Origin of the sequence: Cardinium endosymbiont of Sogatella furcifera (assembly GCF_003351905.1) — a bacterium.
GTDB lineage: Bacteria > Bacteroidota > Bacteroidia > Cytophagales > Amoebophilaceae > Cardinium.
The window spans coordinates 706,389-718,825 of sequence record NZ_CP022339.1 but is presented as its reverse complement, the minus strand read 5'-3'; the positions used below and the strand labels follow the sequence as shown (position 1 = coordinate 718,825).

Here is a 12,437-nt window from a genome sequence, read left to right as displayed (position 1 = left end):
GGCATATTAGTTGCATAAAGCCATTCTCCGACTGCTTAAATTGATTGCGAAGATACGCATAAACGACATGCATCACTATAAAAAAATTAATTTTAAAAGTTACCCAAGCAGCGCCTATAGATGCACAAAACCTAGTTCATGAGCGGTTGATCTTTAGCAACCATCACCCCATCCGGGGCCTAACGCCTAAGACTACCTAATTTATAAAAAGTGATTTTATAATAAAAATTATAAACGGCAATATAGCAGAGGCAGAGCCCACTTGAAGCAAAGTATACTATTGCAGAAAGTATATAGGATTTAAATATATAAGGATTAGAAATAATCGATATTAATCGTTATATTTATGAGATAACCATGGCATAGGCAGCTAATGCCATGGAAAGGTTTTGATCAAGGGAGATAATTTTTTAAATTTGCACACCTCTAGGTTTAAAATAAAAATTAGTACATGTTAACCATACAACAACTCGTAAAAAAAGGAAGAAAAAAAACTACTTCTTCGTCCAAATCTCCAGCGCTTTCATCCTGTCCACAGCGGCGGGGCGTATGCATCAAGGTCTATACCATGAAGCCAAGAAAGCCAAACTCATCTATGAAAAAAGTAGCTAGGGTACGCCTAACAACTGGAAAGGAAATAAACACCTACATTCCTGGAGAAGGCCACAACCTACAAGAGCACTCTATTGTCCTGATTAGAGGAGGTGGTGTAAAAGACTTATCGGGTGTAACCTACTCTATTATTCGTGGTGTATTGGATACTTCAGGTGTAAGTGGAAGGTGTCAAGGCAGGTCCGTATATGGAGCCAAAAAACCTAAAAAGAAATAACCATACATCTTCTATGGCCACCCTACTGGGGCGATGAGGTGCCGTGCAGATGTAAGCAGTAAGAATTAACTTTAGGAATACTATGAGAAGAAAACAAGCTATAAAGAGGGTATTAGCACCAGACTATAAATATGGTGATCCGCTTGTAACCAGATTTGTAAACGGATTAATGCAACGAGGTAAGAAAAGCCTTGCGTTTAGCATTTTTTATGGCACCATTGCCTCCGTTTCGCAGAAAACAAAAGAAGAAGGATTAGAAGTATGGCGTAAAGCACTTCATAATGTAACCCCTACATTAGAGGTCAAACGTAGACGAGTTGGGGGGGCTACCCTTCAAGTGCCTATTGAAATACGGCCAGATAGAAGAATATTTTTAGGTATAAAGTGGCTGATTGATTATGCAAGATCCCGTGGAGAAAAGACGATGCAAGAAAGGCTTACCAATGAAATTATTGCAGCTGCCAAAGAAGAAGGCGCTGCTTTCAAACGCAAAGTAGATACCCATAAGATGGCCAGTTCAAATAGAGCGTTCTCACACTTTAACTTGAGATAAATGGCAAACGAACTAACCTTTCTAAGAAACATAGGCATCATGGCCCATATTGATGCGGGTAAAACGACCACCACTGAACGCATTCTTTATTACACAGGTCTCACCCACAAAATAGGGGAGGTACACGATGGAGGAGCGGTTATGGATTGGATGGCTCAAGAGCAAGAGCGCGGCATTACCATTACCTCTGCAGCTACTACTACATTTTGGAAATATCCTACCATACAAGGCAAAGCAAATGATCAGACCCAAACCTACAAAGTAAACATCATCGACACCCCTGGCCACGTCGACTTTACAGTAGAAGTAGAGCGTTCCTTGCGTGTGTTGGATGGCGCCGTTGCTTTATTTTGCGCCGTATCTGGTGTGGAGCCTCAATCTGAAACAGTTTGGCGTCAAGCCGATAAATACCGCGTGCCCCGCATCTGTTTTGTAAATAAAATGGATAGGGCCGGTGCCAATTTTTTCAATGCGCTCAATGAGATCAAAGAAAAACTAGGTGCCAACCCTGTTCCCTTGCAAATTCCTATTGGCAGTGAAGCTTCGTTTAAGGGCGTTGTAGATTTGATTACCCATGAAGCCATCGTTTGGAATGAGCATGACTTAGGCATGACCTACCAGGTGATACCTATTCCCGACGATTTAGTAGAGACCGTTGGGGAGTGGCGTCAAAACCTGATTGAAAGTGTAGCCAGTTATGATGAAGCATTAATGGAAAAATTCTTTGATCGTCCAGATGCGATTACACCAGATGAAATCAGGGCAGCCATTCGCAAGGCGGTTATTGATCTCTCTTTTTCTCCTGTTCTCTGCGGTTCTGCTTTTAAAAACAAAGGTGTTCAGGCCTTATTGGATGCGGCGTGTGCTTACCTCCCCTCTCCATTAGACTTGCCTCCAGTAGCATGTACCCATCCAGACACGGGCGCTGTCATGGTAAGAAAGCCAGCGCATAGTGAACCATTTACTGCATTAGCTTTTAAAATTGCGACTGATCCTTTTGTGGGTAGGCTTGCTTTTTTGCGCGTCTATTCGGGTATGCTAGAGGCTGGATCCTACGTGCACAACAATAGAACCGGTAAAAAAGAAAGGATTGCCCGTCTGATGCAAATGCATGCCAATAAACAAAATCCAATCAACGCAGTACAAGCAGGAGATATCTGTGCCGTAGTAGGTTTTAAAGAGATTAAAACAGGCGATACACTAACCAGTGAAAAAGATAAAGCGATATTAGAGGCCATCACATTTCCGGAACCGGTAATCGGTTACTCTATTGAGCCTAAAAAGCAAGCAGACCAAGATAAGCTAACCCTATCTATTGCCAAGCTTATGGAAGAGGATCCAACTTTACGGATGGAAACCAATCATGAGACAGGGCAAACCATTCTAAAAGGAATGGGAGAACTCCATCTAGAAATTATTATTGACCGGTTAAAGCGCGAGTTTAAACTTGAAATCAACCAAGGTGCCCCACAAGTGGCCTACAAAGAAACCCTCACTGCTACGGTCGAGCACAAAGAAGTCTATAAAAAGCAAACAGGTGGTAGAGGTAAATTTGCCGATATTGTTTTTGAGATAGGGCCTAGAGCAGTCGTTGAAGGGGAGCCTGTTCAGCCAGGGTTGGAGTTTGTGAATAAGATTGTCGGCGGAGTGATTCCTAAAGAATATATCCCAGCCATTCAAAAAGGGTTTACCGCAGCTATGGAGAATGGTCCATTAGGAGGGTATCCTGTAGAATCGATGCGGGTAAAAATCTTTCATGGTTCCTATCATGATGTAGACTCAGACTCTTTATCTTTTGAATTAGCTGCTAGAGCGGGATTCAGGGCTGCTGCACAGAAAGCCACGCCTGTACTTTTAGAGCCTATTATGGCTGTAGAAGTAGCTACCCCTAATGAGTTTACAGGTCCCGTTACAGGAGATCTCAATAGACGAAGAGGGATTATGAAAGGAATGACTGGTAAAGGTGGCGCACAAATTGTTAAAGCAGATGTGCCGTTGGCAGAACTATTTGGATATGTGACTGATTTAAGAACCATTACCTCAGGTAGGGCTTCTGCTTCCTTAACATTTTCGCATTACGAGCCCGTTCCTAAAAACTTAGCAGAAGCCATTATTAACAAAGCAAAAGGCATAACGGTATAGTAAGAAACCAAGCATATGAATCAAAAAATTCGCATTAAACTGAAATCATTCGATGCTGCCCTCTTAGATAAGTCGGCAGATAGCATCGTTAAGGCTGTAAAAGCTACCAAAACAGTGGTTAATGGTCCCATTCCGCTACCAGGTAAAAAAGAAATCTATACGGTGCTGCGTTCTCCGCACGTGAATAAAAAGTCACGAGAACAGTTTCAACTTTGCACCCATAAAAGGTTGATAGATATTTACTCCAGTAGCTCAAAAGCAGTAGATGCACTCACCAAACTGGAGCTGCCTAGTGGTGTAGAGGTAGAGATTAAGGTTTGAAAGAAAAAGGAATTTTATCGCACTTTTTCCTTGATAAAAAAGTGTGCAAAAAATCAAGCCCTGTGCAAAAAATTGCTGAAAGCCCTAGCTTACAGATGGAAAAACAGAAGTCGCCCGCTTCATGGGCTTCAAAGGAAGCTGTTTTTCTTAATCATCTGTAAGCTACGCTTTCTGATCGCAATTTTTCGCGAGGGGCGTTTTTTTATTGCTATGGGGTATAAAACTTCAGGAGAACAAAACTAATTAACTATTTTTTTTAGGGTTAAACATTATATCAACTATAGCTTTAGCACACTCCTGCGCACCTTTATCGTCCTTAACATCAATACAACTAAATAAACTCTGAATATGCTTACTATCTACTAAGTCAATCTTCCCAGGATTCAGTACACCTTCAAGATGTACACGAAATAATTGAGCAGGGGCATAACGCTTGTGTATCATTTTTTGCTTATTTGCAAACATGGAACAAGCAATAATAGTTTCAATCATGGCATGCTCAGCACGATCATTTGAGGACGTAGTTAACACAGAAGTAATATGCAGACGGAAAGATAGTATATTGTTTTGTGTCTTTAATGGTATATTTTCTCATCGCAACTGGCACTCTATTTCATAAATAGGGCCAGTAAACAGTACGTTATGGCTTTTACCATCTATCTACTCCTTGTATTGCTTATTGGCTTTACCATCGGCTGGTTCATTACAAAAATCTTGCATAAAGTACCCATTGCCACCTTACAAAATAGCGTTGCTGGACTAGAAAAGGATTTAGCTGAAAGCCAACATCAATCCCACACTCTACAAGCGCAACACCTACAGGTCAGTAAAGAACTAGCTACTGCCCTGGCACATAATAGCTATTTAGAAAAAAAAATAGCCGAACAAGGCCAGTCGGTTGAGCAACTCCAAAGCCAACTCACCATCCATTTTAAAAATTTAGCCCATGAACTTTTAGAAGAAAAAAGCAAAAAGTTTTCAGACCATAGTCAGCTCCAAATGGAGCGGTTGTTAACCCCACTCAGCGATAAAATTAAAACCTTTGCACAACAGGTCACGCAGTATAACCAAGAAAGCTTGGAAAGAAATGTAGCGTTACGGACAGAGTTAAAACAACTCCATGACCTTAACCTAAAAATCACACAAGAAGCAGAAGGGCTTACCAAAGCATTAAAAGGAGATTCAAAACTACAAGGAGGATGGGGTGAGTTTATCTTAGAAAATATTCTAGACCAGTCTGGACTCGTTAAAAATAGAGAATATGTCATACAACCCTCTATTCCCACAGAAGATGGGCAAAGATTACAACCAGATGTAGTCATTAACCTACCAGAAGGACGGAATATTGTGATCGATGCAAAGGTATCTTTAAATCATTACGAACAATTTTTTAACCACCCAGATAGGCTTGAACGAACCTTTCACCTCAAACAGCATATTCTTTCAATTAGACGCCATATTAAAACGCTCAGCGAAAAGCGGTATCAAGCGCTCTACAACCTGCAAGGCTTGGATTTTGTTTTAATGTTTATACCCATTGAACCAGCCTTTGCACTAGCTGTGCAAGAAGAAGGCATGCTTTTTAATGAGGCCTATGCACGCAATATTGTAATCGTATCCCCTTCGAATCTAATCGCCACCCTACGCACCATTGCCAATTTATGGAGACAAGCCCACCAAAACCAAAATGCTTTAGAGATTGCCACACAAGGTGGTGCCTTATATGACAAATTTGTTGCCTTTGTAGAGGATATTAAAAGTATAGGCCGCCAATTAGAGCTCACACAAAAAAACTATTTAGAAGCCACTAAAAAACTATATGAGGGCAAAGGTAGTTTGGTCTCCAGGGCACAAAAAATGAAGTTATTAGGTGCACGTACCAGTAAAGTGTTGGATCAACAACTCATAGATAAAACTGATCTGTGCGATGCGTAAAGGTGGTTACAATAGATAGATAAGATTAAGTCTCGACTATTACAGTCTCACCCTAGATACAAGTCTATCATACATTTGGGTAAAGTATAAGTTTTTACTTAAATTAAGCAGCTGTATCTAATTGATGAGGCTTATAGGCATATCCCTATGCATCGTTCAATTTGCCTATACCTACAATTATTTAGAGGATTGGCTAGATGCGTACATATTAATTGCTTGGCCTAAAACATGGATACAAGAATTTTGAAAGTATGAAAAAACCTGACCTACGCACAACATACCCTCCTTCTGGCGCCATTCAACAAAGCGCCTATATTACATCATTGGATGCATACCTAAAAATATATAACGCCTCTATTGAGGATCCAATTCAATTTTGGGAAAAAATAGCTACAGAATTTTTCTGGAAAAAAAACCCAACGCGTCCATTTTTACGCTATAACTTCGACCTCCAAAAAGGACCTATTTTTACAAAATGGATGGAAGGTGCGCTAACCAATATTTGTTACAACCTAGTGGATAGACATGTGCAAAATGGGTATGGCGATAAGATCGCCTATTATTGGGAAGGGAATGAGCCACATGACCAAAAACAAATCACCTACCAAGCACTGCTCAAAGCCATTTGTAAATGTGCCAATGTATTCAAATCGCTGGGCATCAAAAAGGGAGATCGCGTGGCCATCTACATGCCGACCACTATAGAGGCTATCGTAGCGATGCTCAGTTGTGCACGGATTGGTGCCATTCATATGGTCATCTTTGCAGGATTTTCAGCAGATGCACTAGCAGAACGCATGATAACTGGAAAAGCAAAACTCTTGGTAACAGCCGACGGCACATTTCGTGGTACAAAGTTTATCCCACTCAAATCGATTGCCACCCAAGCATTGTTGCAATGTAAAGCCGCCAACCATCCCATCAACCATTGTATTGTTTTTCATCGCCTACAAACCATTACACAAACGGAAAATATACCCAAGATCCCATGGGACGATGCCATAGATCACGCATGGGAAACATTGATGGCAACGGCATCAGATGTCTGCCCGCCTGAGTGGGTAGATGCAGAAGATCTGCTATTTATACTTTATACAAGCGGTTCAACTGGAAAGCCCAAAGGGATATGCCATACAAACGGTGGATACCTGTTGTATGCAGCTACCCTATTTAAATATGCATTTGACTACCATCCAGAAGATATATTTTTCTGCTCTGGAGATTTAGGCTGGATTACAGGCCATACGTTTAATGTATATGGTGCACTGGCTTGTAGAAGTACCACTTTGATTTTTGACGGCATTCCCACCTACCCAGATGGAGGGCGCTTCTGGGATTTGATTGATAGGTATCAAGTAACCACCTTTTATACAGCGCCCACTGCGCTTCGAACCCTGATGCAACTCAATACGTCCTATGTTACGGCATACAGCAGAGCCTCCCTACGTATACTCGGTTCAGTGGGTGAACCAATTGACCCTTCAACCTGGACCTGGTTTTACGAAACAGTGGGTGCCAAACGATGCCCCATCATTGACACCTTTTGGCAGACCGAAACAGGCGCACCGATCATTTGTCCACTTCCTGGCGCTACACCACTAAAACCTGGATCTGCTACACTTCCTTTTTTTGGTATTGTGCCAGCCATAGTTGATGACCATGGCGTTGAAATTATAGGCGAAGGGAAGGGCCATCTCGTGCTAAAAACACCCTGGCCAGGCATGGCACGGACCATTGATGGCCACCATCAGCGGTTTCAAGCTACCTATTTTGACCATGGCTACTACTACACAGGCGACGCCGCAAAACGTGATGCAGATGGTTATTATTGGATCATAGGCCGAACAGACGATATGTTGAATAGCTCCGGTCATTTGATATCAACTGCTGAAATTGAGTCCGTATTGATGCAACACCCATCCGTGGCTGAAGCGGCTGCTGTCTCTGCACCACATGCCATAAAAGGCGAAGCCATTCATTGTTTTATTGTATTAAAAAATAGATGGGTATATAATCACATCATTGCATCTGAGATTAAAACAATCATTCGAAATAAGTTGGGCGCCTTTGCCGTTCCAGACCTATTGCACCCTGTATCTGCACTACCTAAAGTAGGCGCTGGGAAAATCATGCGTCGACTACTCAAAAAAATAGTGCAACAAGAAACCCATTTGGGTGACACCTCCACACTAGTGAATCAACATATCATTGACCAGTTGCGCGCAGTTACCCTTAATAAGGTAAAGATTTTGTAAAGAGCATATGGGGCAGTCCCACCTATTTTGTACCTTTATATAGCCTAGTTTCCTTAGGCTATCGCCAGGCTATATAGCCGTAACATGATCATATCCAATATGGAACAAAAAACATTTATTGCTGCAGATGATGCTACCGTAAACAGACCACCCAACCACCCTCCGTTGTATAGAAAACTATATATAGAAAGCTACGGCTGCCAAATGAATTTTTCTGATAGTGAAATAGTAGCGTCTATTATGGACCAGCAAGGTTTTGTATTTACAGATCACTACCATGAGGCAGACCTTATTCTCATCAACACATGTGCCATTCGGGATAAAGCCGAACAGACGATTCGCAATAGATTATTGGTGTTTAATCAACAAAAGATACAACAGCCTGACCTGATTGTAGGTATATTAGGCTGTATGGCAGAACGGCTTAAAACGCAATTACTAGAAGAGGAAAAAGTAGTGGATTTAGTAGCGGGACCAGATGCCTATAGAGACCTTCCCAGATTAATTAGTCAAGTAGATAAAGGATATAAGGCGGTCAATACTTTTTTGTCTAAAGAAGAAACCTATGCCGATATTGCGCCCATTCGCTTGCATTCAAGTGGTGTAACCGCTTTTATCTCAATTATGAGGGGGTGTAATAATATGTGTTCGTTTTGTATTGTCCCTTTTACCCGGGGACGTGAACGGAGCAGAGATCCTTATTCTATTGTCCAAGAAGCTACCAAATTATTTAAATCAGGATACAAGGAGGTTACCCTTTTAGGACAAAATGTAGATTCTTATAGCTGGCATCCTGCTAAGACCGAAGCTGCTACGCCGCTACATCATGGATCCAACGCAGACATTCGCTTTGCTCAATTGCTGGCCATGGTGGCTGAGATTGATCCGAAGTTAAGGGTGCGTTTTTCCACCTCCCACCCTAAAGATATGACGGATGAGGTGTTGCATACGATGAAAGCCTACCACAACATCTGTAAACACATTCACCTTCCCGTACAAAGTGGCAATAGCCGCGTCCTAAAACTAATGAACCGTACCTACGATCGCGCATGGTATATAGAAAGAATTCATGCCATTAGAAATATCTTAGGTCCATCTTGCGCCATTTCTTCCGATATGATTGCAGGCTTCTGCTCCGAAACAGAAGCAGAACATGCAGATACCCTCTCACTCATGGATTACGTGCAATATGATTTTTCCTTTATGTTTTATTACTCCGAACGTCCAGGCACATTAGCGGCTAGAAAATATCCCGATGACGTGCCAGAAACAGTTAAAAAACGTAGATTAAGCGAAATTATAGCCAAACAACGTGCACATGCCTTGATGCACAATCAAAAAAGTATAGATCAAGTCTATGAAGTATTAATTGAAAAATACTCCAAAAAATCAGACGCATTTTTTCAAGGTAGAACCAGTCAAAACAAGATTGTTGTATTTCCCAAAGGGAGCTATACAATAGGCGATTATGTAGCGGTACATATTACCCATTGCAATGCAGCCACGCTGTTTGGAACCGTCGTATCTTAAGCATATCAGGCTATGAAAGAAGATCTTCAATACATCAAACAACGGTTTAACATTATTGGCAATGCGCCATTGTTGAATCGAGCTATTGAGGTAGCGATGCAGGTCGCTGCCACCGATCTATCCGTTTTAATTACAGGTGAAAGTGGCACGGGAAAGGAATCTTTTTCCAAAATTATCCATGCACTAAGCCCCTACCGACATGGTAATTTTATAGCTATTAACTGTGGGGCCATTCCAGAAGGAACCATAGACGCTGAACTTTTTGGTCACGAAAAAGGCGCCTTTACGGGTGCTTTAGAAAGCCGAAAGGGCTACTTTGAAGAAGCCAATGGTGGAACCATCTTTCTAGATGAAATAGGTGAAATGCCCTTGGGGACACAAACTAGACTTTTGCGTGTGTTAGAATATGGAGAATATCTAAAAGTAGGTGGCTCTAACGTACAAAAAACCAAAGTGCGTGTAGTAGCAGCTACGCATGTAGACTTACTCTATGCCATTAAACAAGGAAAATTCCGAGAAGATTTGTATTACAGGCTCAATACAGTACCCATTCATATCCCCCCCCTACGTGAACGAGGCGTAGATATTATCCAGTTGTTTCATAAATTCTCTAGTGACTTTGCTGCTAAATACCGCGTTAAACCCCTAGAAATCAGTTCAGATTCAAAAGATATTTTGCGCACTTATGCATTTCCTGGGAACATCCGACAATTAAAAAATATTGTTGAGCAAATGGCACTACTTGAAAAAGTAGTTATGATTACACCCAAAGTACTAGAGCAATATTTACCGAAAGCACAAAGCCATACGTTACCAGTGCTTTATAAGAAATGGCAGGATCATGGCATGCAAGAATATATATATCCTATCCTCTTTGATTTAAAAAGAGATATCGCAGAACTAAAAGCATTAATGTTTAATTTTATAGAGTCTGGGAAAAGTCCGATTATAAAGGAACAAGCGCAACTCGGTGCCTATAGTGATGCAGACAACAAGCAGATTCATTTTCTAGATACCACACAATCCTTTAAAGAAGCGAACCTACATGACATGTCCTATACAACAGAGAACCTTTCTATTGAAGCTCAAGAACAAGTATTAATTCGTAGGTCGCTGCAAAAAAACCATGGGAACCGTAAAAATGCAGCGGATGATTTAGGGATTTCTGAAAGAACACTTTATCGAAAAATTAAACAATATGAAATTGAAGCGTCCGATTTTAACCAATAGTCTATACCTTGTTTTTAGTTTACTAGGGTTACACAGTTGTGGTCTTTTTACTTTCTTAGACACTTCGCTTTCTCGCGATATAAAGACCTTTTCTGTTCAGGCGTTTTATACAGAGGTGACAGAGGGTCCAATAGATATGCCCCAAAAACTTACTGAAGCACTTATAACCAAAATATCACGTACCACATCGCTAACCCGAGAAGAAAAAGATGGTAACATACAATACGAAGGCATTATTAAATCATTTTCATATACTACAGCCTTCAGTACAAAAAATGAGCAAGGTAATAACCTAAAAGAAGTACAGCGTTTAACCATAACTATAGAAGTTGCTTACTTGAATCTTATTGATGAGGAATCTTCATTTAAGAAAAAACAATTTTCAGCTAGCGCTGATATGCTTTCAACTGAAAATAAATTAGAAAAAGAACCTGAATTGATTAAAGAAATTTTTAATAAACTAGTGGATGATATTTGTAGCAAGTCCATAGATAACTGGTAAGATGAGGCTTTGTTCAAAACGCTACTTTTACTGGTAATTTTGCACACTGATCCGGTACTAACAGCCTCACATACAGCTGGTATGCTGCGGTTTTGCGTACTGTGTCTGCTACAAATTCCTCTGTATCAACGCGTTGCATAAAAGAAGTCTATTGAAATTGTTTCTACCATGCATGTTCAAAAACTATTAAAATTACTGGAGCAACCTGAAACGCTTTCGCCAGCAGATCTACGCGATCTAGAGGCGCTTATACAGAAATACCCCTATTTTTACTTAGCCCATGGACTCCTTGCCAAAGCAGTCTATAGGCAAGAGCAAGATATAGAAAAACATGTAGTGCAAAGAGCTGCTACCTACGCCATTGATCGCACCCATTTGCGTAAATGGTTGGAAAACAAACTTGCTATACCACCCATAGTCCGAAACGCGCATACTAAATCCACACAGGAAACATCTAGTGCCGTTAATAATTATTTAGAAATAATTGCTAAAAAGTCACTTAAAAAGAGTACAAATGAAAATAGTATCAAACAGTTTTCTGTTATAGACACTATTTTAAATAGAAATTTGCAGTTTGATCCCTTTGTCGAAGTAGTGCCATTAACAGAAGAAGTATCTATAGATCTGTCCGAGCAAGGTACTACTTTACATGATCGCTTTGCTACTGAAACATTAGCTAGAATCATGATCCAACAAAAAAAATACAAACGTGCGATTGAAATTTATACACACCTAATGTCCAAATATCCTGAAAAAAAATCGTATATTCAAGGTATTATCTCTAGCCTAAATCGTGATCTATAGTTATGTCTGTATTCAATTTACTTACTGTACTTATTATTATTGTAGCCATTCTCTTGATTGGCACCATCTTACTGCAGGAGCCTAAGGAGCGGATTACGCCTTCAGGTGGAGGTGCAGCTTCTATACAACGTATTGGCATTAATCAAAAAGCAGATTTTCTAGAAAAAACCACCTGGGTACTAGTAGGGTTATTGCTCTTCTTAACCCTCTTGTCTTCTATTTTTCTTAAAGGTGCATCACAGTCAAATATAAGTCCCAATCTGGCTCAAGCGCAGCAAACCTTACAGACCACAGTCCCACCAAACACTACCAATAATGACACGATAAAGGATTAGC

13 protein-coding genes are annotated in these 12,437 nt (G+C 40.6%); 12 read left to right on the top strand and 1 reads right to left on the bottom strand.

The genetic code is table 11. The features are described from left to right. The first annotated feature begins 451 nt into the window (after positions 1 to 451). The 5 genes from rpsL to CE557_RS05035 all read left to right on the top strand — a co-directional run bounded on the left by rpsL (position 452) and on the right by CE557_RS05035 (position 4,006). The gene (gene rpsL / locus CE557_RS03135) at positions 452 to 829 is read left to right on the top strand and encodes a 30S ribosomal protein S12 (protein ID WP_114910148.1); all 378 of its coding nucleotides are present in this window, start codon (positions 452 to 454) and stop codon (positions 827 to 829) included. A gap of 82 nt (positions 830 to 911) precedes the next feature. Next, positions 912 to 1,382, top strand: a complete 471-nt coding sequence (gene rpsG / locus CE557_RS03130; protein WP_114910147.1) for a 30S ribosomal protein S7 — start codon at positions 912 to 914, stop codon at positions 1,380 to 1,382. Next, complete coding sequence (fusA, locus tag CE557_RS03125; RefSeq protein ID WP_114910146.1) at positions 1,383 to 3,524, top strand: elongation factor G; 2,142 nt, start codon at positions 1,383 to 1,385, stop codon at positions 3,522 to 3,524. A gap of 15 nt (positions 3,525 to 3,539) precedes the next feature. Then, complete coding sequence (rpsJ, locus tag CE557_RS03120) at positions 3,540 to 3,845, top strand: 30S ribosomal protein S10 (RefSeq protein ID WP_114910145.1); 306 nt, start codon at positions 3,540 to 3,542, stop codon at positions 3,843 to 3,845. Further along, positions 3,842 to 4,006 (top strand): hypothetical protein, encoded by a 165-nt coding sequence (locus tag CE557_RS05035; protein ID WP_162789977.1) that lies wholly within the window; start codon positions 3,842 to 3,844, stop codon positions 4,004 to 4,006. The genes rpsJ and CE557_RS05035 overlap by 4 nt, the downstream gene beginning before the upstream one ends. Before the next feature lie 82 nt (positions 4,007 to 4,088). On the opposite strand, the gene CE557_RS03115 is transcribed toward CE557_RS05035, so the two are convergent. Next, positions 4,089 to 4,376 (bottom strand): hypothetical protein, encoded by a 288-nt coding sequence (locus tag CE557_RS03115; RefSeq protein WP_162789976.1) that lies wholly within the window; start codon positions 4,374 to 4,376, stop codon positions 4,089 to 4,091. A 111-nt stretch (positions 4,377 to 4,487) separates the two neighbouring features. Between CE557_RS03115 and CE557_RS03110 the strand changes: the two genes are divergently transcribed. The 7 genes from CE557_RS03110 to secG all read left to right on the top strand — a co-directional run bounded on the left by CE557_RS03110 (position 4,488) and on the right by secG (position 12,436). Next, positions 4,488 to 5,780 (top strand): DNA recombination protein RmuC, encoded by a 1,293-nt coding sequence (locus CE557_RS03110; RefSeq protein ID WP_114910143.1) that lies wholly within the window; start codon positions 4,488 to 4,490, stop codon positions 5,778 to 5,780. 251 nt (positions 5,781 to 6,031) lie between these two features. Further along, positions 6,032 to 8,035, top strand: coding sequence for an acetate--CoA ligase (acs, locus tag CE557_RS03105; RefSeq protein ID WP_114910142.1), 2,004 nt, complete (start codon positions 6,032 to 6,034; stop codon positions 8,033 to 8,035). A 99-nt stretch (positions 8,036 to 8,134) separates the two neighbouring features. Then, positions 8,135 to 9,565 carry a tRNA (N6-isopentenyl adenosine(37)-C2)-methylthiotransferase MiaB gene (gene miaB / locus CE557_RS03100; RefSeq protein WP_223245885.1) on the top strand — a complete coding sequence of 477 codons (1,431 nt, stop codon included), beginning with the start codon at positions 8,135 to 8,137 and terminating at the stop codon, positions 9,563 to 9,565. Positions 9,566 to 9,577: 12 nt separating this feature from the next. Then, the gene (locus CE557_RS03095) at positions 9,578 to 10,795 is read left to right on the top strand and encodes a sigma-54 interaction domain-containing protein (protein WP_114910140.1); all 1,218 of its coding nucleotides are present in this window, start codon (positions 9,578 to 9,580) and stop codon (positions 10,793 to 10,795) included. Beyond that, complete coding sequence (gene lptE / locus CE557_RS03090; protein WP_114910139.1) at positions 10,764 to 11,297, top strand: LPS assembly lipoprotein LptE; 534 nt, start codon at positions 10,764 to 10,766, stop codon at positions 11,295 to 11,297. The genes CE557_RS03095 and lptE overlap by 32 nt, the downstream gene beginning before the upstream one ends. A gap of 168 nt (positions 11,298 to 11,465) precedes the next feature. Next, entirely contained in the window at positions 11,466 to 12,101 is a 636-nt protein-coding gene (locus CE557_RS03085; RefSeq protein ID WP_114910138.1) for a hypothetical protein, read from the top strand. A gap of 2 nt (positions 12,102 to 12,103) precedes the next feature. Next, positions 12,104 to 12,436 carry a preprotein translocase subunit SecG gene (secG, locus tag CE557_RS03080; RefSeq protein ID WP_114910137.1) on the top strand — a complete coding sequence of 111 codons (333 nt, stop codon included), beginning with the start codon at positions 12,104 to 12,106 and terminating at the stop codon, positions 12,434 to 12,436. Position 12,437 lies beyond the last annotated feature (1 nt).